21 protein-coding genes are annotated in these 23,215 nt (G+C 65.9%); 7 read left to right on the top strand and 14 right to left on the bottom strand.

From position 1 onward, the window contains the following. Positions 1-82: 82 nt before the first annotated feature. From EB75_RS27850 to EB75_RS27825, 4 genes are all read right to left on the bottom strand, one after another. Positions 83-367 carry a hypothetical protein gene (locus tag EB75_RS27850; protein WP_061009943.1) on the bottom strand — a complete coding sequence of 95 codons (285 nt, stop codon included), beginning with the start codon at positions 365-367 and terminating at the stop codon, positions 83-85. Positions 368-1,118: 751 nt separating this feature from the next. Next, positions 1,119-2,081, bottom strand: a complete 963-nt coding sequence (locus tag EB75_RS27840) for a coiled-coil domain-containing protein (RefSeq protein WP_060999162.1) — start codon at positions 2,079-2,081, stop codon at positions 1,119-1,121. Between the two features lie 795 nt (positions 2,082-2,876). Then, the gene (locus EB75_RS27830; RefSeq protein WP_060999298.1) at positions 2,877-3,200 is read right to left on the bottom strand and encodes a hypothetical protein; all 324 of its coding nucleotides are present in this window, start codon (positions 3,198-3,200) and stop codon (positions 2,877-2,879) included. Next, on the bottom strand, positions 3,197-3,979 hold the full coding sequence (locus tag EB75_RS27825) for a ParA family protein (protein WP_073698427.1): 783 nt from the start codon (positions 3,977-3,979) through the stop codon (positions 3,197-3,199). The genes EB75_RS27830 and EB75_RS27825 overlap by 4 nt, the downstream gene beginning before the upstream one ends. Before the next feature lie 295 nt (positions 3,980-4,274). On the opposite strand from EB75_RS27825, the gene EB75_RS30235 reads away from it, so the two are divergent. Beyond that, positions 4,275-4,742 carry a hypothetical protein gene (locus EB75_RS30235; protein WP_174557742.1) on the top strand — a complete coding sequence of 156 codons (468 nt, stop codon included), beginning with the start codon at positions 4,275-4,277 and terminating at the stop codon, positions 4,740-4,742. Between the two features lie 798 nt (positions 4,743-5,540). Here the strand turns inward: EB75_RS30235 and EB75_RS29095 are convergent. Then, positions 5,541-5,720: a hypothetical protein gene (locus tag EB75_RS29095; protein WP_142239872.1), complete on the bottom strand. Its 180-nt coding sequence runs from the start codon at positions 5,718-5,720 to the stop codon at positions 5,541-5,543. 233 nt (positions 5,721-5,953) lie between these two features. Further along, positions 5,954-6,529 carry a recombinase family protein gene (locus EB75_RS27815; RefSeq protein WP_073698425.1) on the bottom strand — a complete coding sequence of 192 codons (576 nt, stop codon included), beginning with the start codon at positions 6,527-6,529 and terminating at the stop codon, positions 5,954-5,956. A 196-nt stretch (positions 6,530-6,725) separates the two neighbouring features. On the opposite strand from EB75_RS27815, the gene EB75_RS30110 reads away from it, so the two are divergent. The 4 genes from EB75_RS30110 to EB75_RS30105 all read left to right on the top strand — a co-directional run bounded on the left by EB75_RS30110 (position 6,726) and on the right by EB75_RS30105 (position 11,186). After that, positions 6,726-7,184, top strand: a complete 459-nt coding sequence (locus EB75_RS30110) for a hypothetical protein (protein ID WP_142239871.1) — start codon at positions 6,726-6,728, stop codon at positions 7,182-7,184. Positions 7,185-7,388: 204 nt separating this feature from the next. Further along, positions 7,389-7,940, top strand: coding sequence for a hypothetical protein (locus tag EB75_RS27805; protein ID WP_142239870.1), 552 nt, complete (start codon positions 7,389-7,391; stop codon positions 7,938-7,940). Between the two features lie 400 nt (positions 7,941-8,340). Further along, the gene (locus EB75_RS27795; RefSeq protein ID WP_073698422.1) at positions 8,341-8,805 is read left to right on the top strand and encodes an Rv2240c family protein; all 465 of its coding nucleotides are present in this window, start codon (positions 8,341-8,343) and stop codon (positions 8,803-8,805) included. Positions 8,806-9,011: 206 nt separating this feature from the next. Beyond that, on the top strand, positions 9,012-11,186 hold the full coding sequence (locus EB75_RS30105) for an EspK C-terminal domain-containing protein (RefSeq protein ID WP_286150339.1): 2,175 nt from the start codon (positions 9,012-9,014) through the stop codon (positions 11,184-11,186). Between the two features lie 81 nt (positions 11,187-11,267). Here the strand turns inward: EB75_RS30105 and mobF are convergent, their stop codons facing one another. Continuing rightward, complete coding sequence (gene mobF, locus EB75_RS27785; protein WP_073698421.1) at positions 11,268-16,787, bottom strand: MobF family relaxase; 5,520 nt, start codon at positions 16,785-16,787, stop codon at positions 11,268-11,270. A 244-nt stretch (positions 16,788-17,031) separates the two neighbouring features. Here mobF and EB75_RS30100 point away from each other — a divergent pair, with 244 nt between their 5' ends. Next, on the top strand, positions 17,032-17,166 hold the full coding sequence (locus tag EB75_RS30100; RefSeq protein ID WP_286150338.1) for a hypothetical protein: 135 nt from the start codon (positions 17,032-17,034) through the stop codon (positions 17,164-17,166). 295 nt (positions 17,167-17,461) lie between these two features. Here the strand turns inward: EB75_RS30100 and EB75_RS27780 are convergent, their stop codons facing one another. The 5 genes from EB75_RS27780 to EB75_RS27760 form a co-directional block, all read right to left on the bottom strand. Then, positions 17,462-17,689, bottom strand: a complete 228-nt coding sequence (locus EB75_RS27780; RefSeq protein ID WP_073698420.1) for a hypothetical protein — start codon at positions 17,687-17,689, stop codon at positions 17,462-17,464. Continuing rightward, a complete protein-coding gene (locus tag EB75_RS27775; protein WP_286150337.1) occupies positions 17,686-18,348 on the bottom strand; it encodes a hypothetical protein in 663 nt (220 codons plus the stop codon). Before EB75_RS27775 ends, EB75_RS27780 begins: the two co-directional genes overlap by 4 nt. 5 nt (positions 18,349-18,353) lie before the next feature. Continuing rightward, positions 18,354-19,514, bottom strand: a complete 1,161-nt coding sequence (locus EB75_RS29090; RefSeq protein ID WP_142239869.1) for a helix-turn-helix domain-containing protein — start codon at positions 19,512-19,514, stop codon at positions 18,354-18,356. A 305-nt stretch (positions 19,515-19,819) separates the two neighbouring features. Continuing rightward, positions 19,820-20,263: a hypothetical protein gene (locus EB75_RS27765; protein WP_286150336.1), complete on the bottom strand. Its 444-nt coding sequence runs from the start codon at positions 20,261-20,263 to the stop codon at positions 19,820-19,822. 87 nt (positions 20,264-20,350) lie between these two features. Then, complete coding sequence (locus EB75_RS27760) at positions 20,351-20,773, bottom strand: hypothetical protein (protein WP_061003263.1); 423 nt, start codon at positions 20,771-20,773, stop codon at positions 20,351-20,353. 107 nt (positions 20,774-20,880) lie between these two features. Here EB75_RS27760 and EB75_RS27755 point away from each other — a divergent pair, with 107 nt between their 5' ends. Further along, a complete protein-coding gene (locus EB75_RS27755) occupies positions 20,881-21,501 on the top strand; it encodes a helix-turn-helix domain-containing protein (RefSeq protein ID WP_061003265.1) in 621 nt (206 codons plus the stop codon). 202 nt (positions 21,502-21,703) lie between these two features. Here the strand turns inward: EB75_RS27755 and EB75_RS27750 are convergent, their stop codons facing one another. Next, positions 21,704-22,102 (bottom strand): hypothetical protein, encoded by a 399-nt coding sequence (locus tag EB75_RS27750; protein WP_073698418.1) that lies wholly within the window; start codon positions 22,100-22,102, stop codon positions 21,704-21,706. Between the two features lie 2 nt (positions 22,103-22,104). After that, the coding region (locus EB75_RS29535) for a hypothetical protein (protein ID WP_073698417.1) at positions 22,105-23,215 on the bottom strand (1,111 nt) is incomplete at its 5' end.

Below are 23,215 nucleotides of genomic sequence, written 5' to 3'. Positions count from 1 at the left end.
TGTGTCGCGGCGGTTTCTAGGTGGGTGGTGTCCCAGGCTTCTATGTCGGAACGAGTCAGGGCACCATCGCTAGCCGCTGGCATCAGACCTGAACGGTGGTGCTGATCGACTGTGCGTTGCCGCTGTCGGTGCGGACGTATTCCCCGGCCGCGGTGCGCAGGGTCGTACCGGTAGCGGTGGCCCGCCCAGAGAGCTGCGCGGCGACGGTGTCGATCAGTGCGTGGCCATGCGCGACGGCCGCGGTGGTTGCCTGGGCCCGATGGCCGCCGGCCGGCGGCGTTGGGACGGGCATCGTCGATGCCGCGGAGTCGCACACGCTGGCATGGGACAGCAGGCCCTCACTGTCGACCGTGATGTGTTCCCCCACGTTGGGCAGTCTAAAACGGGCTGCGGGGTGTGGCCGACGCCGATTTCCGTGGTCTACTTCGCGGCTGTCCCTTCCTCGTACTGGCCGCGTTTGTGCGTGGTGGTGGTTCCTGTCAAGGCTCGACCTTGGTCGACCGCGTAGCGGGCATTGGCCTTGACAGGAACCACCACCACGTTCACCACAATTTCGGGCGAGGAAGGAAGCCAGAACTAGCGAAATGCCTAATCAGATCAGCTCAGATAGCAGTGCTAGCACTGCTATCTGAGCTAGCTTATTCGGCGCTAGGCCAGGCGGTGGGATCGATCGGATGTCTGTCTGGTCATGGCTCGAAGTGGGAGCGGAAGCCTTCGAGCCAATCCGCTCGCGCAGGGGCCGCTAAGCGTGGCGAGCTGGTACCTCGACCGCCGAAGAAAATCGAGTATGAGATTCGCTTCGCGACCGCCGATGCAGTCAAAGGTCTCATGGGGGCGATGCGGGCCGAACACCTGCGGAGCTTCGCGCAGCCAGGCGGCCAGATCAATTGTCGCCCAGGCCCCTCACAATGCCGATGTCGCGGTGCTCGCAGCAACCTGGTCGCGGGGGCCACGAACCTGCGGGGCCGGGGGAGGCGATGTAGTCGAGGCGATCTATCAGTCCGGCCGGCACTCGCTCGCGATGCAGAAAGTCGGCCAGCGACTGACCGACGGTCACCCCGGAGCCTCCGTCCGCTGCAATGGGGTGCCGTCGTGGATGTTTGGTCACGATCACCCTGTCAACTGTTGGAGCGCTTGGTTCGCGCCGCGGACTGTTCCGCAAGTTGTCCACGGTAGGTATCCGCTGCCGCGGTTGCCACTGCCAACGCTTCAGTGAGGGCATGCACGCGTTCATCGGCATTGCGCTGGGCCTGGGCGAGCTGCTCAGCCTGGGTTGCGCGTAGCGCTTCGCGTTCGCTGCGCGACTCCTCACGTTCTCGCTCTAGCTCCCGGGTGAGAGTAGCCGCGGCCGCCCGGTCGAGCTCTGCGGCTCGGGATGCGGATTGTGCCTCTGCCTCAGCTGTGGCCAGTTGCACTCGAACGGCCGCGGCTTCGGCCAGCGCCTGCTGCGTTGCAGCGTGGGCGGCCTCAATCTCGTTCTGCAACCGCTGACGTACCCCTTCGAAATCCTGGCGGGTCTGATCGAGTTGGCGACGTAGCTGCGCCGTAGTCTCGCGTTCCCGCGCCGCGGACTCTTCCGCGGCATGCTGGGCGGCCGCCGCGGCCGCGGCGTCCGCTCGGGCCGCGTTGGCCTCTTGGCGGGATAGTTCTAGATCGCGATCACGCTCAGCTAAACCGGACCGGAAACGGGCCTCGGCCTCGGTGAGTTGTTCCTGTGCAAGCCGGGCCGCCTCGGCGGCTTCTGCGCGCACGGCTTCTATCTGATCCGCTGCCGTCTCGCGGACCTGGGCCAGCTCGTTCCTGGCGTCCTCCGCGATGAGGTCTGCTTCTTCGCGATCGCGCTCGGCGGCGTTGGCGCGGTCGTTAGCCGCTCGAGCAGCCCGCTCCGCTACCGCCACTCGACGCTCCGCATCGGTGACCTTGGTCAGGGCGTCGCGGTGGGCGTCTTCGACTTCCGCCCCCGCCGCTTCGATATCGCCGGCGGCGCGTAGGTCTGAAACGACGCCGTCTAGGTACTGACGCAGGTCCGCGAACCGTTCCGGCAGCTCGGCCAGCCGTTGGTCAAGCGTTGCCCGCGCCATCGACACAGGTGCTGTCGCTCCCGGTTCGTCGTGGATGACGGTGCCGGATTGCGAGCGCCTGGCCTTCCATGCCGATGCGCGGTTGTGGATCGGACCACCATCCGCGTCGGCCTGCCCGCAGTAGCGCGTAGGCCTGCCAGTGGAGGGGTCAGGCAGCCGTGGCCGAGTGCATCCGGGGTAACTGCAGCTATCCCGCGACGCCTCAACGGCCTGCATCGGTTTGTCGCTCATGCCTCTAAACGCTACGGGTTCAGTCACCGCAACACAAGATACGAAACGGAACGAAACAAAAGCGATGAAACGTAACGAAACCTTGGGTTGGTTTAGTCCTATGGCGCGCAGCCCGCGGCCCAACCCAGTGATCCCGACTCGGCTAGCCGCCCCCATTGGCCACGGGCTCGGGGCCTCTCGGGCCATCCGCGCGTAGGGGGGCCGCTGAGATTGGCCGGTACCCACAGTTCGGCGTCGTCGGGACTATCGGCGTCACCGTCGTTGACCCGTTCGTGTGCGGCGAGATACCCAGCGGTATGCATGTGGTCGGGTTGCAAGAAGACCGCTTGCATGGTGGCCAGGTTGGTTTGGAAATCCCGGTATGCGGCGCGCCGTTCGTCGTCGGTGGCGTAGTCGTCGCCGTAGCGGTCGAGCCAGGCTGCCCACAGTGCTCGGGGGTTCCCGGCGTGGGCGGCGTGTTCGCGTCCATGACTCCTACGGTACGACGGGCTTCTGACATGTTGGTTCCTTCGCGACCTGTTTGCCCAGTTGAAAGCCTATTGCTAGCTGTGCTAGCACAGCTAGCTAGCAGCCGTGTTGGGTGAGGTAGGCGTCGAGTGCTTGGTCGGTGATGGAGGCGATGCTGATGGTGCGGTCGCCGGTTTCGTAGCGGAGTTTGTCGACGGCTTTTCCGAGGCGGCTTTTGATAGAGGGCCGGATTCTGACGTTGTGCTGCTCGGTCAGCCGCTCGGCCGCTCCCCCGGCCTGCGGCGCGGGCTGTTGCAACGGGGTGGCCGGCAATGGTTCGAGAGGCGCGGCCTGGGTCGTGAGGACGGCGGGGCGCTCGGGGATGGCGTCGGCGGGGTGTCCGGTGGTGCGGGTGATAGCCGGCTTGCGTGTAGTGCTCATGCGTTGGCTCCGATGGTGATGCCGAGTTCATCGAGTAGGTCGTCGTAGGCGACTTGCAGACTCAGTGCGCGGCCGCCTTTGAACTTGTGCATGGGCACTTCGGCGCTGTGGGCGTCTTGGCGGGCACTGAGGTCGGGTATGACGGTGCGGGCCACGAGGTCGCCGTAGGCTTCGCGCAGCTCGCGCTCCCGGTCGATGTGCTCGCCCTTGTTCTGCCGGCGGGAAATGATGACTTTGGCGAACTCAAGGCGCGGGTTGGGCCTGAGTTTGACCTTCTGAACGGTGGTTTCCAGGCGCGTGACGGCTTTCGCAGAGTCTTTCGTCGGTTCGGTGACGGCGTAGACGGCGTCGACGGTGAGCAGGACCGCGAACAGCAGTTTGCCCAGGCTGGGCGGGCAGTCGAACAGCACCGCGTCATACGGCGAGAGGTCCAGGCCTTCGAGAGCGACGTCGAGGCGGAACACCAGGTCGGATGCGCCGCTGGATTCGGCGTTGGATAGGTCCAGGTGGGCCGGGATGAGGTCGATGCCGTCCCAGTCGGTGGCCACGACTGCGTCGATGGCTGATCCGGGTTCGGTGCGGTCCATGAGGTCAGCGGTGGTGAGCTGGCCCTCTTCGGTGTAGACGCCGAGGCCTTCGGTGGCGTTGGCCTGGGGGTCCATATCAACGATGAGGGCGCGGCCGCCGCGATGGCTGATGGCGCTGGCCAGACCGAGTGTGGTGGCGGTCTTACCTACGCCGCCTTTCTGGTTGGCCAGGGCGTGCCGTTTGGGCTGCATGACGTGTGTCCTCCGTAGTTGAAATTAGCGGCGGTAACTACGATCGCTAGGCGTGCTAGCCTAGCATTAGTAGCTATGCTAGCACGCCTAGCAAGCATCGACGTTTCGCCATATGGGCACTAAGTGGGGCAGAGGGGTGCTTAGCTAAACCGAGTCATAGTTATGCCTGCTATGCACCGCTTAAGGTGTATAGTCGGTGCCGTAGCCAGCCCATTGCGGTGGGTTTGGAAGTGAGCCACAGGATTACTCGCCGGACGACGAGGCCTGTGGCTCGCGTGTTTCTGGGCTAAATCGTGTGGAGCTCGACAGCGCTGCCGAGTACGTCGAGATAGGCGGGGTTGCCGATTCGGGCCTGGACCACGGCGCCGCAGACGATGTCGGAGGCCCAAAGTGCTGGTTCGTTGCGTCCTATGGAGTGCTCAATCCGGACGGTCGATTCGATTGCTCGGCGCGACCGCAGCTTCTGGAGCATGTCCAGGTCGCTGGCGTCGAGCTGGCCTCGGGATTCGAAGGTGATGGTCGAACAAGGCATCAGCGCCAAGTGGGGCAGAAGAAACTCCATGCACTTGCGCCGATGACGCCGGTCGTCGGCGTCTTTGTCGATGTGGACGACGACGAACCCGGTGACCGGGAGTTGGGCAACGGTAGCGACGTGCTCAGCGCGGCGTTCGGGGCTGCTGCCATGCCAGTGCAGTTTGGTCTCACCGATACGAAGGCCTTCGAGAACTTTTCGCATTTCAGCGACATCTTCGTCATCGCATAACGTGGCAGCCAGCAGGTACGCGCCGGGATCGAGGTCCGGGCGCGATCCGGACTCGTCGGCCCATGCGGTCAGCATGCGAAACCCCTCACCAGAGTCCCGAACAGGGCGATTGTGGCGGCGTCCATCCGGATCAGCTCCTTTCCTGCCTGTGGCCGATACCTGGTCATGAATTCTCGTGCGGCCGCATCGAGGTTTACAGGGAAGGGGTGCACGGTGACGTGGACGGCGCGAATGGGGACCCCGAAAATTTCATGCCCGGCCTACAGCCGCCCCTCAGTTGGGGCGGCTGTAGGTTGTAGAGGGCGAGCACCGAGTTGAAGACGGTGGCTGCCGTCTGCCAGTCGGTGAAATGGCCGGTGACCGCGGCCATGGCGGTGGCGAGCACCAGAACGGCGGTGGGCGCGGAACGCCCGTGTCCTGGAGGGAACGGGTTCTGTTTCGGACTGTGGGCACTTATGCTCATAGGCGGTTCCTTACGTTGGTTGACGCGACGTGGGACTAGCTGCCCCCGGCCGTTGCCGCGGCCGTTGGGGGCAGCGTCAATTGTCAAACGGGACCTTGACGGCACTGCGATATGGCAACACTTAACCGCGCAATAGAGTGCTCAGAGTGTCGCGTGGGTACGGTCTTCAGCAGCGCCGAGTACTGAAAGCTCTTGAGCGTAAATCTCGGGATCGGTTCGCAGCCAAGGGAATTCCACCGTGGGTGTCCAGCTCCATTTCGAGGTCAGAACACGATTCGGGCTTGCTGAAGATATCGAGGGCCCGATGGCGGTGGTACACGATCGACCTGCTCGGTCTAGTAGGACCTGACGCCCCACGCGCGGAACGTGTGAGTCTGCACCGGGCAATCACCGCCCTCGGGGACGCTGGCGATCTGGAAGTACGGGGTTCCATGCCGTACGACGAGCCGTTTTCCGAGTACGGCTTCAACCCGGTAGAGCTGGCGCGGATTGATCCGCGGTGGCCGCACCGGCACGGCCGGGTCCTATGGTTTCGTCGACCTCCGCCATGGGACCACGACGCGGCTTGGCAGGACGGCTACTACCCTGCCAACCTTCCGGCGGATGACGGCGCTGTCATCTTGGATTTTCTGGACATCGAGCGGCCTGAGTGGTTCGCGGATTTTTGCGGATCAGCTGAGCCCGACCGCCGCTGGCAAACCCGCAGCGGTGCCGTCGTAACGTGGCTGTTCTGCGGGAATCTACCTACCTACGGGCCGGCGTCCTTGCTAGCGAGATAGCGGTAAGCGGTCGCGCGGCCTATACCGAAAGCTGCGGCGAGTTCAGCGACTGGCTCGCCGGTGGCAGCGAGTCGGCGGAGTTGTTCCTGCCGGTCGGCAGTGAGCTTGTGGGGTTTGGTGGCCGGGAGGTCGCGTGCTCGGCGTGACTCGCGTGCAGCAGCGCGGCGCTCCTTGCCGAGCTCGAGTTCGAGTTCAGCAAGGGTGGCCATGATGCCGGCGACAGCGCGGCCGGTCGGGGTGGCGGTGTCGATGCCTTCACGTATGGCGCGCAACAGAATTCCGCGCTGTCCAAAGTCGGCGATGGTGCGCGTGACTTCGGCGGCGGAGCGGCCGAGTCTGTCGATCGCGGTGACGACGACGGTGTCACCGTCGCGGGCGTAGTCCAGCAGGGCGGCCAGGCCCGGGCGGGCAGTGTTGGCGGAGCCAGAGAGTTTGTCGGTGTAGACCCGGTCGGTGTCGACGCCGGCGGCCGCCAAGGTGGCCAGTTGCGTTTCGAGATCCTGGCCGATGGTGCTGACGCGGGCGTACCCGAGGATCGGTGCCATATCGGCACTGTCTCACCACCTACCGACATCGGGGATTCGAGACACGCGGTGTGAGACAGGAAATGAGACGCCGCGACCTGGGCCGATAGGTAGGGGAGGGGAGACCAGGCGGCATGTCTCGTTTCTTTAGATCCGAGACGGATTTACCCGGTTTGGTAATCAACTACCGGGTGGCATCGCCGCTTACCCTGACACTGTGACTGACACGGCCGATGAGTCGGCCAACGGCGATGACGACACCGACTTTTGGTTAGCGGTTCCAGGCTTCCGTGAATCGCTCCTTGAAGCGGAAGCCGATATTGCCGCCGGCCGCACCTTCGGCGAGGAAGAGATTCGCGCTCGTTACGAGTTGACTCCGCGAGATGCGGGGCAGGTCGTGCGGGACGGGACGGTTGACGCCGACGGCCCGCTCGTCGAGCGGATGTTGAAGGCTTTTCCGTGGATGCTCGCGCTATCACCGGCCGACCGGGTCACCTGCGCCCAGGACCTGGTTGACGCCGCCCGGGCGTCGTTCTCTACGGATCAGCCTCAGCTGGTGCTTGCGGAGCTGACCTCGTGGAAGGAGACGGCGACCGCCCTTGCAGCCGGCCTGGATCGGGGCGAGCCCGAGTGGTTGGACGATGGCGACGATGATGCCGTTGTAGAGCGGCGGTAGTGGTCTGCATAAGAGATCGCGGAGCGGTCGAGCGAGTGGAATGACGGGTTTGAGCAAGACTGCGGCCGCGCAGTTGTCGGGATACCGATGGGGAACGATTTGCCGGTACAAATCGGTAATTAGCGGTTTGACCAGCATGATTGGTTTCGAGTGAAGACGTTTGGGACGGCGCAATTGTCGGCGTCGGACCGTAAAGTCGGGGGCATGGACCTTGATGAGTCCTCGCCTGACGGGGGACACGGCGATGCAGCCGCGACAGTGGCGGCCATGGTGCGAAGCCAGGCCAGGTGGATGTCCACACTGGAAATCGACGACTCCGGGCCACCGGCAGCTCTCGCGGCAGCGCTAGAGGCGGAAGACTGGGCCGCGGTGCGGCAGGAGTGGGACATGTGGGTGTTGCACACGCTGCGTGATTTGAACCGATCCGTCAGGAATTGGCGGGCGCTGACAGCGACGACGTTGCAATCCACGGTTAGGGAGCTGACAACGGCCGCCGCCGGCAGTCTCGTTCCACCTGCTGTTGATGTGGTGGATGAGGATTCGATCATGCGGACGTGGCTGCCCTGGATACGTGCTGGGATAGCGGCAGTAAAAGGCGATGTACGGGCAGCTGAGTGGTCCTGCTATTCGAAAGCACTGCCGGTTGAGCTTCAAACGCTGGCTGCAGTGCACCCTGAACAGCAGGCCGAGGTGGCAGCCACGACGTTCGAGATTGAGGCGTTCTGTCGGGGTTTACTTGGGGATGAGGGGGTTTAAGTGGCGTTGTCATTTGAGATGCAGCCAGTGTCGACGCGGACTCGATTGGCGGCTGCGGGGACGATCCGGGCGGCATCTGCGGCGACAACGCCCCCGGCACCCACGACGGTAGATCAGTACACCGCGGGCTTGTTGACTACCGGGCATGCGTTACTTCACTCAGCGTTGGTCCCGATGGCCGAACTTTCGGAGAAGGGGTTGGGTGCTGCGGCAGTGACGGTGTCGACCATGGAGCAGGTCGAGTCTGTCAACACTGCCGCGCTCGAAACATAGTGCCGGGGAGGGGATTTCAATGAGTTCGGGGTGGTCACCGCCTAACGCGGCACACCAAGGCAATACGGGACAGCTCTGGCCCGCTGGAGCGCCGGCGCCGGCATCTGCGCCGCGCCGGTGGGGTCTAGTGGCGGTGGTGGTTGCGGTGAATATCGCATCGATCGCCGCGGCGGCGGCCATCGCGTATGCGGTCGGGCGAGATTCGGCGCCGGTGAAATCGGGGGCGCCGTCGATAGTTTCCGCGGGCCCGACCGTGAGCGACGCGGACGTGGCAGCGGCGAAAGACAAGGTCTGCCACGCGGTCGACGCCGGACAGCGTGGCAGCGCCGACCAGGGTGGGGTTGTGGTGAACGGCGACCTGAACATTCCATTTGTCGTTAGAAAGCTCAATACGATTGTTGCGGTACAGAATTCATTGTCGCCCGCTGTTCCGTCTGATGTGTCTGACGCCGCCAAAAAGTACATAGCGACAGCAACCGATTTGACCACCGCGGCTCTAGCCCATGCGCCGGTTGATCAGCTCGTGGAGCTGACCAAGACCGGAAACGCAGCGGTTGGCGCCTTATTCGATGCATGCGGATTGCCTCGCTGATGGCGGCCAGCGCGAGCTCGGGCGCGGTTCCGGCGTGGGAGGATCGGTACAAGTGGATTGCCGGTCGGATCGTTGAGCATCTGTCAGCGACGCGACCGAAGCCCGATGGGTATGTCCCTGGGGCCCTTAGGCCGGCGGGGCAAGATGTTCCGCGCCCGCAGGGGCTCTACACACGGGTGCTGATTTGGCCGGGGGAGTGGCCGGAAGTGTCCGAATCCAAGCTCGCGGAACACGCTCAGGCTGTTCGGGACTGGGCGCGCCATCAGGAGGACTCCAACCGCAGTGCGAAAGCGCATACCGACGAAGCATTCGGCACGGACTGGACAGCCGGTGAGGCTCGGGACGCTGCGTTCGAGCACTACGAGAAAGAGTGGTGCGTCCACGACAGGGTGGTCGAGGCCGGGGAAGCGGTAGCCGCCAGTGTCGATCGGGTCAGCGAGTTCACGGGCCTGATCAAAGGGAAAATGCGTCAAGCGCACGATGAGTGGCACCGGGAAATTGAGCGGATGCTGCGGCTTTCGCGTGTGACCGGCGCACCGGTGGGCATCGGCCCGCTCACCGCCGAGTACCGGCCTCTCATTGCCGGCTGGTCAGCTGAGCTGCACGGATATACGCAGGACCAAACCGCGATGCTGACCGACAAGTTTGGCGCACCGGAAGCTCCGGCCGGGAGGATCAGCGGTCACGATTCTGACGATCCGATGCCAACGGACAAGGCACCTCACGGCGATCCGCAAGACGCAGAGTCGGGGGCGAAGAAGGCTGCGACCACCGCAGGGCGTGCGCTCGATGCCCTCCCGACTGACAGCGCAAACGGGACACCACCGAAGAACGCTCTGACCGCGCCGAACGTCGGTGGGCCTATGGACGCACTTCCGACACCGGCGATCAGCGGATCGCCCGGCATCACGAGCCAGCCGAAGATGCCGTCTATGCCCTCTATGCGGTCTTCTGGTGGCGGTAGCGGTAGTTCGCCGCTTAGCGGCCTCGGCGGCGGCATGGGCGGGTTGCAGGGGATGTTTGGGAAGGGCTTGACCGGCCCTCTGGGTAATGTGAATCCTGCTGCATTGCAAGGCCCTTCGAGCGCTGGCATGTCGCCGGCGTCCCTGGGACCGCAGTTCGGCAAGGGTCTGTCGATGGGGTCGGGTGCTGCGGGGGCGATGCCGCCGATCACTTCCGCGCCGGCCGTTCCGCAAACCCCGACGACACCACTGGCAGCACCGCTGAATCAGGCCAGCGCCCCGGCAGCGGCGGCTCCGGCCGGTGGGCTCATCGCACCATCGTCAAATGCCGCCGGGGCAGGCGCGCCGGCAGTGGCCGGCGGCGGAATGCCCGCTGGCGCGACGCCGCCCATGACCTCGTACGGTTCGGTTCTGCCGCCGTCCGCGATACCGCCGGCCGCGGCTGGCGGCGCCGGTGGGCCCGCGTCGATCGGGGGTGCCCCGCCACCACCGACGGTTACCGGCAATGCTGGGGCCGCGCCGACAACAGGGTTTATGCCGGTGCGTGAGCAGGCTGCGCCGCAGCCGGTTGCGCGCAGCGTGTCAATGAGCGATCTGGAGCTGGCCCGGGCGGCGGTGGCCGATTTGGCCGCGGCGTCGAGCGTGGTTTATCCCGGTTTGGAGTGGGCCGTGGCGGTCTCGCGGGGCGGTACGTCGGGTCTGCCGGAATTGTGGGTCACCTCGAACGAAGGTGCCGGCTATATCCCTGCGGGCGTGTACATCCGGCGCACCATGCCGCTGGCGGCCCGGTTCGACGAGGACTTCGACGCACGGTGGTTCGGGTGGTTCAATCCGGCCGAAACAGCGGTGCGGGCGGTGCGAGCTCGCGGGGAAACGGTATCGGCGATCGCGACGACGTGGCCGCAGAAATCGGAATTTGTTTCGGACGCAACCCCAGATGCGGCGATCGCGGTGGCCCCGTCAAGCACTCCCGCTGACGCTGAGTCCGCCCAATTGTTAAGTAGCCGGTCGCACCGGCTGGAAACGGTGGCTCCGAGCGTCTACCGGTACTTGGAGAGCGCGAACCAGGACGTGGCGGAGGCTTATGCCCGCCAGTTGACGCAGGAAGCGGCTTTCAGTGGGCCGGAGTTGTCGTCGGTGGCGCAATCGGTTGCGCGGACGCTGATTTCGTCGCGGTGGCCTTCTGCTGAGGAGTGGTCGGCGCTGCGCTCGGAGTACGAGATGGAGCGGTTGATGGCGGGGTCTCAGCGACCCGGCCTGACAGGCATGGAGGAACCCGCGCAGCTGGTGGCGTATGTGCAGGACTTCGTGCACTGCCGGCGGTTGGAGACGCTGGTGTGCTGGGAGAACGGCACCCCGGCTGATGTGGTGTACGCAGCGGCCATGGCCGGTGTCTCGTTAAATGCTGTGGCGGTGTAAACCGCGCCCTGGGCGTATGAGGTCCTTGCTCGATGGGGCGTCAGCCCGAAGATGACCTTCACTGCGAAGACAAGTCAGGGTCTAGAGCTCGTAGCCGGAGCTGCGGTCTTGGGAGCGGTCTTTATCGCGGCCGAGGCTGTGGCTGGGACGGCGCAGGTAGGCGACGCGGCGGTTGTACTCCCGTGTGATGGCGCCGTGCCGGGTGACCAGGTCCAGAGCTTCTTGCCTGTTGGTGGGGTCGCTGCGTTCGGTGTCAGGGGCCTCGAGGTGGCGGGCTTGTTCGATCTCGGTGGCCGGTTCACGGTCAGGGACCGTGCCGACCTGCTGGGCCCAGGGCAGGTGGGTGGCCAGGGTTTCGACGAGGGTCTGCCGTGGTTCGCGTTCGCTGCTGGGGTTGCGTACCAGGAGCAGTTTGGTGTTGGTGCGCGAGGCGTGTTCGGTGAAGTAATGCACGTGCTCGGCGGTCAGTTGGTCAGCGTCGTCGACGATGAACAGGGTGCCAGCGGGCACGGTCGCGTGGCCGGCGCTGAGGCCGCCGTGGACGGCCTCAGAGGTGTTGTGACCGTCGGCGTAGCAGTGTTCGAGGGCGAATGCCTTGGCCTCGTCGGTGGCCGGTATCGCGAAAACCTGCTTGTCGCCGGCCCGGGCGGCGGACGCGATCGCGTCCAGCGCGGTGGCTTTGTCGGCGCCGTTGCCGACGGTGAGGACCTGGACGCTTTGGACGCCGCTGGCGGCGAGCGCGACGGCTTTCCGATCGGGCTCGGGCACTGAGGCGTAGCGGTCGGGCGGCGGGGGGTACATGGCCTGTCCGGACACGCCGCCGGCCACAGCAAGGCAGTCCACCTCGGCCCGCAGAGCTTCCATGTCGACGACCGGTGTCGCCGCACGGGACTGGTCCCACTGGGGCGCAGTGGCGCGGTTCAAAAGCTCTGTGGCAGTGGTGCGGTCGTGGTTGGCGAGGCGGTGCTCGTGGAGGTGTTCGGTAACTCGCTCGATAGCGGTGCGGTGATTCTTGTCGTGATGCGCGGGAGTACCGAGTTCTTGGGCCCAGGGCAGGGTGTCGGCGAGGGCTTTGACCAGCGTGTGCTTGGGTTCACGCTGGCTGCTGGCGGACCTGATCAACAGCAGTTTGGTGTCGGTCTGGGCGGCGTGGTCAGTGAAGAAACGCAGGTGCTCGGCGTCCAGGCGGTCGGCGTCGTCGATGACGATCAGTGCACCTTTCTGGGGCGCTGCGCGTTTTCCGGTGTCAAGCTGTTCGCGGTATCGGGCGGCGCTACTCCAGCGATCGAAGTAGGCGGTCTCCTTGAGGAAGGTGCCGGCGCGTTTGGTGGCCGGCACCGCCAGAACAGGGCAGTTGTTGGCCTGCGCGGCGGCGTGAATCGCTTTGAGCGCCAGGGCTTTATCTCCATCTGGATGGACGGTGAGCACCTGAATATTGGGGGCGGATGCGCTGATGGTGCGCACCGCGGCCCGCGTGGATTCGTCGAGATGGGCCCAGGATTCGGCGGGTTTGCGCCAGTACGTGATGCCGGAGCGGTGTTGCGCGGCGGCCGCCAGGTAGTCGACTTCTTCGGCCAGTGCATGTAGGTCGGCGGCGACCTCGGTGTGCCGGGCGGCGTCCAAGAAGTCCGCCGACCGGGTGTTGGACTGCTCCAGGGTGGCCGGGGCCAGGGTGCCGGCCAGGCGCCACCAGAGGGCGGCGGCGGGCAGTTCGTCGGGCAGGGCGCCGTGGGTGGCCATGGCTTCGGCGAGCATCGCCGGAATGTCGGCGCCGGCGCGGGCCGCGTCGTCGAGGTGGGTGGCCAGGCGGGGCCAGAACGGGTCGGCGGTGATGGTCGGGTCGATGTTCTCGGCCAGGGTGCGCCAGCGGGCCACGCCGGGGTGTTCGCGGCGCATCGAGGCGTCGAGCTGGTCGTTGGCCAGGCGCTGGAACTGGGCGGCGCGGGTGACGTGCTGGCGCGGCCCGGTGACCCGGGTGTCGGCGGGATCGACGTTGTGCGCGGCGCGGAACACCGCAATTTCGGACATGAGCCACGTCTGGTTTTTGGCGAACAGCCCGCGGGCCCACGCGGGTGCGGTCGATGCGGTCCAAGACTGGGCGGTGTCGCGGATATCGTCGGCCAGCCCACTGGCCAGACTGGCGCGAGAGGCGAGGTACGGACCCCACTGCGGGTCCTCGGCCAGGGCGGTCGGGATGGCGGGCAGCCAGTGCAGGGGACCGAGTTCGGCGATGGCGCTCCCGGCGGGTTGAGGCAGGCGCGCGTCGAGCACGGCGGCGACGTCTTTGGCATCGCCGAGGGAGCCTTGGGCGGCCGTTTCGAGCGCCTCGATGGGGTCGTGGCCATCAAGGTGGAGCAGGGCCATGTCGCGGCGCAGTACCGGCCAGGCTTCGCATTCGGTGAGCCCCAACTGGATGCGGTTGGCGGCGGCATCGATGGCGGCCATGACCTGTGCGCCGGCGCGGGTTTCGGCGCCGCGGGTGAGCGCGTCGAGGTACATGTCGGCGGCACCGGCGATCCGGTTGAACGGGTCGCTCTCCAAGCGCTGGGCGGTGTGCGCGGACATCTGCGCGCCGACGCGCCGCAGGATCGCGGCCATGATGTCGGTGGCGGTCGGCGGGTGGGTGGCCTTGGGGGCCAGGATGCGGTGCGGATCGGCTTCCGATGTCGAGAAGTAGATGTGGTTTTCGTGCTTGCCGCGGGTGAGCGCGACGTAGAGCTGCTCACGGGTGAGCGCGTCGGTGCCGACCACGTGGCATTCGTGTCGGGCGGTCCATCCTTGGGCGCCGTTGATGGTGCGGGCGTAGCCCAACGTGGTGTCGGTGGCGACGTATTTGGCCGGCAGTTTCACCACGGCGTCAGTGTTGGCTCCGGTCATCCGCGACACGCTGATGTTGCCGTGCTCGTCGATGTCGCGGATCACCCAGCGGTGTCCGTTCTTGACCCAACCGCCGCCGGGGATGCGCAGCCATCGCGCGTTGTTGCGGGTGAGAATCCAGTCCCCGACGGAGGCCTCCAGGCCATCGGACAGGGTGACGGTGCGAGTGTTCTTCGGGGCCGGCTCGCGGTGCAGCCGGTCCAGGCGTGCGCGCTGATTGAGTTCGGCGACAAGAGGATTGGTGGGCGCGATCATCAGGGCGTCGCGGCCGGCGGCTTGGGCGTCGGCCCAGGCCTGGTAAGCCATGTCGATCACGGCGACGTCGGCGCCGACGTGGACGCGGTCGTGGTCGAGGTAGAAGGCGATGCCGGTGGGGTCGCCCTCGCGCAGCGCCAGGCTCGCCGCCCCTTCGGCGGCACCGTTGAGCGGGTCGGTGAAGCGCACCACATCCGAGAGCGCAAGGGCGCCATATTCTTCGGCGATGTCGCGGATCACGCCACCGGCCGCCACGGCCGCTAGCTGCTTGTCGTCGCAGAAGGCGCGGATACTCGCGCCCCTGGCTTCGGCGACGGCTCGGACAGCGTCCAGGCCGGCGGTGGAGGCCATGCCGGCCTCGTCCACGATGATCAGGGTGCGCTCGTCGATGTGATCGAACCAGGCACGGGCGGGGTCGTCGGCGGAGGCTTTCGGCCCACCGCCGAGGCCCGCGAGGTGGACCAGTTTGTCGATGGTGTCGGTCGGTGCGCCAAGGTCCGCCGCGAGCACTTCAGCCGCCGCGGCGGTCGGCGCGAGGCCGACGACGGTGCCGCCGCTGGTGATCCACGCCGAGGCCAACGGGGCTGCGGCGGTGGTCTTTCCGGTTCCCGCCGGGGCGAGCGCCAGCTGCATCCGAGCACCGGAGGTGGCCATGTCGCGCAGCAGCAGGGCCTGACCATCGTTGAGTTCCACACCGTCGAGGGCGAGGCGTTCGGCGAGGGCGGTTTCGATGCTGTCGGCGTCCACCACATGGCCACCCGCCATGCCGGCGGCGGCCAGGATGCGGCGTTCGGCGGCGAGCACGTCTTCGCTGGTGTAGATCGTGCTGTCGTGGCGGCGGTAGACGCTCGAACCGTCCGCCCGCCGCAGCTCGCCAGGCTCACCCATCTCGGTGTCGGCGTGGGTGGTCAGGGCGATGCTGTGTACGCCGAGGGCGGTGTCGATAATGCGTTGAGCGACAGCCTGATCGGCCACATGGTCGGTGTAGCGCAGCATCCGCTGGGTTTCGGCGCGCACGTGGTTGATGCCCCAGGTGGCGCGTGCCGCGGAGACCTTGGCGATCACCGAGGCGGCCTGCTCAGCGACCCATTCGTCGGTGATCAGCTGGTGCTGCCGGCTGGCCGACGGGGCCAACACGGCGGCGATCATGTGGTCGATGGCGTGCTGGCTGCCGAGCACTTCGACGGCCTGGGTGCGCCACATCTGGCGCTGCTCGGCCAGCGAGCGCGGGGCGTGCTTGTCTTGGCGGGTGTCGAGGGTGGCCTGCTGGGACAGGGCGATCATTTCGATCGCGGACGGTTCACGGTGGTGCTCGGCTTGGAAGGCTTTGGCGAGCTCGCCGACGCGGTGTTCGATGGCCGCGCTGCGGGACGAGTAGGCGGTGTTCAATTCGGCGGGGACACCGACGATTTCGCGGACCGGGCGCTTGCCGGGTTTGGTGTCGGTGGCGGCGAATTCGAGTCCCAGGTCGGCCATGGCGTAGGCCTCGATCTGGGTGTTGTAAATCTCCGATGCGGCGACCACCGCCTTGTGCAGGGGTTCGCCGTCCAGGGCCAGCCAGCGCTGTATGCCATCGGGCCCGATGGCGGCCACTTTGTTGCTGATGGCGACGTGGGTGTGCGGGTTCGGGTCACCGGCGCGGGAGTCGCGGTGATCGAACGCGGCGGCGATCATTCCGGTCGTGTTGACCTGGGCTACGCCGTTGGCGCCCATGCGGGCGAAGCAGGCCTCGGTCTCGATGAACCGCAGCGCGTCGGCGACCGCTTTGTGGTGCACGTCGAGCATCTTCTGCGCGACAGGCAGGGGCGCCAGTGCCCACAGGGTGGAGAACGATTTGACCGGGGTGAAGGTGCAGTCGTATCCGGCGACAGCTGTTGTCTGCGTGCGGGATTGGCGGGCCAGGAAGCCGGTCAGTTCGCGGTCGTTGGCGGGTTCGCGGCCGTAGTTCTCGGTGAACATTTCCCGGCCCACGGCGGTGCGCAGCTCGGCGCGCACTTCGTCGTCGATGGGGGAGTTGACGTCGACGTCGAGGGTGGCGTTGTACTCGGCGTAGGCGCTGCGCATCCGGCGCACGTATTCGTTCTCGTTGGCCATCGTGCGGAAGGGCCGGCCGAGTTTGGCGGCGGCCTGCTGGCCGGCTTGTCCGAGGCCGTTCTCGGCCAGGTGCTTGCTGATCTTGTCGGCGTTGGGATGGAGGCCTTCACCGAACAGGGCCTTCATCTGTTCTTCTTTGACTTCGGACCCCTCTGGCACCGACCAGAGTTCTTTGACGACGGGGTCGTGCGGGTCGCGGCCGACCGGTTGACCGAGCGCGGCGAGGCCGTTGCCGATCCAGTGTCCGGGGGTTTCGCCTTTTTCGGTGTAGTAGTCGGCGAGGGTGGATCGGCCGCGGTGGGTGCCGTCAGCTGCGGCTACCTGCCGAAGCAGGTAGAGATAGCCGTCCCCGGCCGTCAGTTTGTGTAGTCCCATCACCGCTGTATCACCGGTTCTAAGGCTCCGGATGGAGGGGTCGGCGAGCACCGTCCCAAGCGGCCGTTATCAATTCGTGACCTGAATGCAAGAGGTGTGATCGGTGGCTGTTGGCTTTTTTGGGGTGGGGCTGTTGCCGGTGGGATCGGTGTGGCTGGGGGACGGGGCGGTGGTGAGGAGACAGTGCTGAGAGGGGCTGTACGGGACGGTGCTGGTCAAATGGGTTGGAGGTGAAGTTTGTGGGGTGCTGCTAGGTGAGGTTGGTCGGGCGGAAACGGTCGATGAATGGCTGGCCGAGAAGATGACGGCGCTCAAGGCGCAAGGCGCGAAGCGCCGCGACGAGCAGTGCCGCCCCGGCTGGACGGTGGGCTCGGGTTAGCGGCGTCCGAGAGGAGCCCGGCGACACCGGGGCGCCGGGCTCCCGACCGCGCGCTCCGAGACCAATGGGCCGAGGCTGGCTCGACGAGCACGCCGGGGCCAGCAGGTCGGGCGGCGACCGGCTCAGTAAGGGAAGCAGTGCCCTCGGCCGCCGAGGGCACTGCATAGTGACACCGGAGCCGCTCTCGGCGGCGCCCGATCGGGGTGCGCTGGGAACCCATTGGAGGACGCCTCCAGCGCACCAATGTGGGACCTGCGGATTAAAAGTCCGTAGCTCCGGTGGACGGGCTGCGGGACTAGCTGATTTTGGCGGGCTGAGCGCCGGTGTGGGGCCTGGATTCACTGACGCACGTCCAGGCGGTGGGACTGTAGCGGTCGGTCTCGACGGTGGTGTCGGTGCGGGAGACGATGACCAGAACACCGTTGGCCTCGATGCTGTATGCCTGCGGCGTTTCCGTGTTGTTGAAAGTCAGCTTGTTGCCGTCGGCGAGCGTCACCGTGAAGCTCTGGGTACCTGCTGTCATGGTTTCTCCCGGGTTGTTTGGGTGGGTAGGCCGTCGGCACGTAGATCTGCGTAGACCAACTGGGCCAGCTGGTCAGCCAACGGGTCGTAGCGGTCCGCCGGAAGGGGAAGCCGGTCCTCGGCCCGGGCCGCGATCAAGTACTCGGCCTTGATCCGGAATAAGGCGGGGAACTCCGGCGTCGGCCACACGGCCGCCACCAGGTCCTCTTGTTCCTCGGTCGGCTCGGTCCGGTAGTAGGTGCGGGTCCAGCGTCGATCCCAGGGCACCTGACTGCGATCTGGAAGCCCGGTCGTGTCGTCCTCCAGCGGGTCGTCCTGCGGCGGCGGGATCAGCTCGTAGAGCTCCTGGCTCAGCACCAGCTCTGTGGCCTGGTTGGTCGCGTTGTTCACCAGCCCTGTCTTGGTCAGGTAGTCCGGGTGATCGCCGTGGCGGTTGATCCAGTCCTTGACGGCCTGATCGGCCATGTCGGCGGCGAGTTCGGCGACATGGCGGCTGAGTCGGGCGGCTTCGCGCTGAAGGAAGTCCTGGCGCTGCTGTGGCGTCCACTCGGGCGGCAGCAGATCGTGGTTGGTGTACACCTCGTTCACGATCTGGGCGAGTTCGGGATTGACCGCTGGAGCCAGCCGGAGTGTTGGTGGCCAGAGCACGCGGAGCGACACGCTTGTCACGGTACGACTGCCGTCGACCGTTTGCGTTTGGCCGCATCGAGGATGCGTTGGATGTCGGCCCCGGCTTGATGCGCTGTCGGGCCGCGCTTGTCGACGTGAGCGAGGGCCGCCGGGGCGTCGGTGGCTGGGGTGGTCGCTGTGGCCGGTGGCGGGGCTGTGACGGACGCTGGCGCTCGTCCGGTGAAACTGCCGAGCCGGCGCAGGCGGCTCGCCAGAAAACCGCCGGGATTGGTGATCTGATCGGGCCATGTTCCGCCGGTGCGGCGCATGTCGGCTTCTAGCGCTTCCTGGATGTCTTTGGCGGACCACACCGCCGGGTCGATGCCAACAGACGTGAGCGCATCGCAGATGGCGCCGATATGGCCATGGCGCAGTCCGCGGCACAGTCCTCGGCGGCCGTACTCGTTCCCGGCGAGGGCATCGGCCAGACGCTGGAGGGCCGCGGGTCGAGGCTCGGCGCGCCAGCGCCGGCTTTTCGACCGTGGGGATGACGTTTTTTCGCGCGGATGCGCGCTTGGTGAGTTACTCCCTACGGGAGCTAAAGAACAAACACCGCCTGACGGCGGTAGGTGGAAATCAGCCGAGTTATCCACAGCGCCGCAGAGTGCAGCGGCGGCCTCGCAATCACTACCACTGGTGGGTCTGGGGGTCAGGGGTTCGAGTCCCCTTAGCTCCACCGGCTCCGGTATCGATGCAACGGCCGGCTGGCGGCGGGAAACCAAGTGGTACACCGAGGGGCGGCGGCCAACAGTGGGGGTGGTTGGGGAGCCATGGCCACGTTGAGCTTCGACGGCCCAACCGGCGGCCCGTAGGACGCGCCAGGCGGCCGTGACGGTGCGGTCGCTGCAGCCGATTCGCTCGGCGATCGTGGCGCGGGTGATGGCCACGTGGCGGCCGGTGTCGTGGTCGGCGTAGTCGGCCATCACGGCGGCCACCGCGAGCAGCGTTGTTGCCGTGATCGAGACGCGCTCAGCGGCGCACAGTGACGCCAGAGCGCGCGAGGTGGCCCAGCCACGCAGGCCGGCCAGCCACGAGTCTCGACTAGTCCACACCGGTAGCCGCGCGGAGACCGCGCCGGCACGCTCGATCCAGCCCCGCCACAGTGAGGCTTTCTCGGCGCGATCGACGTACGTGTGCGCCGTCGCGGCGTCAACCATGCGGGCAACGCCGGCACGGGATAGGTATTGGTCACGGTTTGCGTATTGTTTGCGCGCCGAATCTGTTTCTAAAACCGCGCATGCGCTACCGTGAGAGCTGACCGCCAAGTCAGTCCCTTCGGGGAATGGGTGCGGAGAACCCCGAACCGAGCTGCGAACTCGGTTTTAATCTCCAGACGAAGGCCCCGCCCTAGGCGGGGCCTTCGTCATTCAGCGGGGTTTCCGCACACCAGCTATTCAGATGTCACATATGCCCGGCTCGGTGTCGACCAAGAGCAAAGAAAGTTTCGGGCCAGGCGGGTGTGTCACATCGCCAGTGGCAGCCCCTCCTTCGGAGTATCGAGTTCACGGACTAGCTCGGGGTATCCCAGGTGTTGGCTGATGATGTCGGCCAACAGGGCGGAGCGTGGGATACCAAGGCGCTCGGCGTGCTCGCGAACCTGTTCGGCGACTGCGGGTGGTGGCTTGACGGGGACGTGCTGCCCGAGTTGGCGGTCCTCAAAGGTCAGGACCGTTGTGTTCCTTTGTGTCTCGAATAAAAGTCGTTGCGGGAGATGGCGCATCAGGTCAGGCCGCCCGTAGTGGAAGGAGACAATTTCGGCCAGCAGGACGCAGCGATCGATCTTGTGATCGTGTGCTGCTGTGTCGGCGGCCTCGCGGACTACGTTCGGGAGCTTGGCGGTCATGACGACCCGGTCGCCGAGGGAGGGGCGTCCCGTCTTCGCTCGTCCAGTCATGAGGCTGATCATGCCGGGCTCATTTTTAAAAACAGCGATGCCACGCCGGGAACTGACGAGGTTTCTGTTACTGGTGGGATTTGTCATCCGGTGGACCGGTCAGGCAGCGGCAGTGGCCCGGTCAAGCTGGTCAACGAGGCCTTGCAGGGCCGCGGCGGCATCCTCGGGGACCGGTAGGCCGGCTTCGATGCCCACAATGACCTCGAAGGCGACTCCGCAGGCAGCGGCGGCCTCGAACGCGGTGAGTTCAGCGTGATGACGGACGGCGGCCAGGCGCTGACCAAGCGTGGCGTGCGGTGACTGGGCGACGCGATCGAGCAGCGCGGTGTAGGTGCGGCGGATGGCGCTGAGGGCCAGTACCGAGGCGGGACCGTCGAGCTCGTTGGCGGCGCTAGTGGTGACGTCGAGTTTGCGTAGCTCGTGCAATACGCGGCTGGCAGCAATAACGAACTCATTGGAGTCCGATGCCGGCAGGGTTTCGATTCGGGCGATGAGTGTTCGCAGTGTGCCGTCGGTGCTCATAGTGCAGCTCTTCTCCCCTAGTGACCTTTGACCGTAGCCAGATTACATCTAATTCAAATATAATCTGGATATAAATTGGATGTAGGCGCGCCGTAAGGGGTGGATTGGTGCTGGATTACCGATTGGTCGGGGATGATGGCGATGAGATGTGGGAGAAGCTGGCAGAGGCCGTCAAGACTCGTCGAAACGAACTGGGCCTCGCGCAGGCTGATATTGCCCGGCTGGGCGGACCGTCGGCGTCGATCGTGAGTGCGATCGAAAACAACCACCAAACCCAGCTGAGCCCGCGGCTGCGGCGCGGGCTCGACGAGGCGTTGCAGTGGGAAGCCGGCAGCGTGAGCAAGGTCTTGGCCGGCGGTCAGGCCACAGCGATCAACCCGAAGTCACCCACCGACCCCGGCGTTCTCGACCCGGCCCGGTGGGGAGGCGCTGCACCGCTGATCGCCAAAGTTGAGCAGATACACCTAGCCCTTAACGGGCTAACGTTCGACGTTCGAGAGACAAACCTGCGCGATCCGGAAGTAGTTGACTGGATCACCAAATACATTGCGCTGATGGCCTTTTCGCAGGCCGATGTTCTCAACGCAATGACCATACGGGTGGGCGTTACCGACGCCGAGGCCATGATGGCACTGGCCACGGCGTACAGCGCGGCGGCCAACGCATTCCGGGATGCAGCGGGGGCTACCCAAGCTGCTTACGCAGAGTTGCGTAACCAGTTCAGCTAGGTTTTTATCGCAGCTGGCGGATTATTCGGTCGGGCCGGAGCTGGGCGACCCGGCCTAGTTGCGTGGATGGGGCGTTCACCCCGCGCAACTAGCTGCCGTTGGTCCCCCTGTGAGCTGTCATTGTCGCTGTCGCGGCCTCGGCGGCTACCGCTCACCCGGGTCGGTGAGGTTGATCCAGATGATCCAGAGAAGGTGCGGGGACTCACTGCCCGCGCGCTTGCTCAGCAGCGGCCCGTCCAGCCTGGGTCAGGTCCAGCCAAGTCGAGTAGTCCCACAGCTCTGGCTGTGTCCACTGCCCGATGATGCGGTCGGTCAGCTCCGCCATCACCTCATCGATTCCCCCTGGCCAGACCAGGAACCCCGGATCGTTTGGGCCAGGGATGTCGCCAACCACGACCAACCCGTCGACTAGCAGTGAGCGAATCGCCTCGAGCATCAGCTGCTGCCGCTCGGTGTCGGTCGTGGCGAGGCGCAGGCGGTTGATGTACCCCTGCACGTCGGCCATGGACACCGACTCGTAGAGGCCTCCTGTCAGGATCTCCGCACGAAGCCTGTCCTGCGCCCCGCTCACCGGCTCCATCGTTTCGTGCTCCTGTTTCATCGTCATGAGTGTCCCTCGAAGTCCCGGGGATTCTCCATAGGATCGTCCTCACCGAGGATCGGGAAATGGTGGTGGATGCTGCCGGGCGGGTGCACCGGCTGCGGCCCGAACGGTTCCGCTGACGGTCCACCCCAGCCCCTGACCCCGACTTCGGGTGCCCGTTCGGTGACTGGCGCTCTCGGCGAGTTCGGTTCTGCCGGTGTCGCTTTCGGAGCCTGCGGCTCGATCGGCGGCGCCTTGGGTGCGGGAATGTTCGGCTCGCCACCGGTCTGCGGGTTGATGTGCACCTTCCAATGCTCGCCGCCATCAGGGGTTTGCAAATTGACATCGAGGGCCGGCTGCCCGGTCGAGTTCGCGGCGAACCTCTCCCCCACCTTGCTGCCGTCAGGGAGGTCTTTCCAGGCGCCCTTGGCGGGGTCACGGTAGCGATTGAAGCCGTCAGTACCGTCCTGGGTCATCCATTTCGCCAGCTTCTGCAGGTCTTCAGGTGAGCGCACCTCGCGGATATCAGGAGTGGTCCCCTTGGGAAGCTGATCCAGCACCGAGCGAATGTCGGAAGAACTTGGTCCGGGCGGCGGGGGTGGAGGTGAAGCGGGCCCGTCCTGCTTGAAGTGGTGGTAGTCCACGGCCTGCACCGTCGGGGCGTTCTTCGCCTCGTCGGAGAACTGCACCGTCTCCAACGGCTCCAGTGCTGCGGTGATCTGCGTAGCGACTTGCTTGTCGAGCGCGGCGAGTGCCTGCACTCGGGTGCTGATTTCGGTGGCGAAGGCTTGGGCCTGCTGTTGGCGACCTGCGGCGCTGCGTAGCAAGCCGTCGGCCGACTTGTCCGTGACCGTAAAGTCTTGTCCGACAGTGAATCCGGCTTCTTCGGCTTCGGCGATCGCGTCGAGCACCTGGCGTTTGGCCCAGGCGATGTCGCCGGCGCCGGTGGTGGCATGGCCGGCCGCGGCGTACAGCGCGTCACCGGCACCCCGGACTTTCACCAGATCGGCCCAGCTGCGCTCGGCGGCGGCATCGGCGGCGGTGCCTTCCCAGGTGGTCCCGCCAGGTCGGAGCATGCCGTTGTGGATGGTCTCGAAGTGGCTTTCCCAGTGCGCCGCGGTCGAGCGCCAG

The sequence above is a fragment of the Mycobacterium sp. ST-F2 genome (assembly GCF_001905655.1).
Classification (GTDB): domain Bacteria; phylum Actinomycetota; class Actinomycetes; order Mycobacteriales; family Mycobacteriaceae; genus Mycobacterium.
The sequence above is the reverse complement of the archived record's forward strand: the minus strand, read 5'-3'. Positions and strand labels throughout refer to the sequence as shown.

Coding starts and splice junctions, on each gene's coding strand:
- EB75_RS27815 (WP_073698425.1), bottom strand. CDS start 6,529: ATGGCACCGATCCTCGGGTACGCCCGCGTCAGCACCATCGGCCAGGAT.
- EB75_RS27825 (WP_073698427.1), bottom strand. CDS start 3,979: ATGCAGCCCAAACGGCACGCCCTGGCCAACCAGAAAGGCGGCGTAGGT.
- mobF (WP_073698421.1), bottom strand. CDS start 16,787: ATGGGACTACACAAACTGACGGCCGGGGACGGCTATCTCTACCTGCTT.
- EB75_RS29090 (WP_142239869.1), bottom strand. CDS start 19,514: ATGGTTGACGCCGCGACGGCGCACACGTACGTCGATCGCGCCGAGAAA.
- EB75_RS27760 (WP_061003263.1), bottom strand. CDS start 20,773: ATGAGCACCGACGGCACACTGCGAACACTCATCGCCCGAATCGAAACC.
- EB75_RS27830 (WP_060999298.1), bottom strand. CDS start 3,200: ATGAGCACTACACGCAAGCCGGCTATCACCCGCACCACCGGACACCCC.
- EB75_RS27765 (WP_286150336.1), bottom strand. CDS start 20,263: ATGATCAGCCTCATGACTGGACGAGCGAAGACGGGACGCCCCTCCCTC.
- EB75_RS27780 (WP_073698420.1), bottom strand. CDS start 17,689: ATGACAGCAGGTACCCAGAGCTTCACGGTGACGCTCGCCGACGGCAAC.
- EB75_RS27805 (WP_142239870.1), top strand. CDS start 7,389: ATGGACCTTGATGAGTCCTCGCCTGACGGGGGACACGGCGATGCAGCC.
- EB75_RS27840 (WP_060999162.1), bottom strand. CDS start 2,081: ATGGCGCGGGCAACGCTTGACCAACGGCTGGCCGAGCTGCCGGAACGG.
- EB75_RS27750 (WP_073698418.1), bottom strand. CDS start 22,102: ATGAAACAGGAGCACGAAACGATGGAGCCGGTGAGCGGGGCGCAGGAC.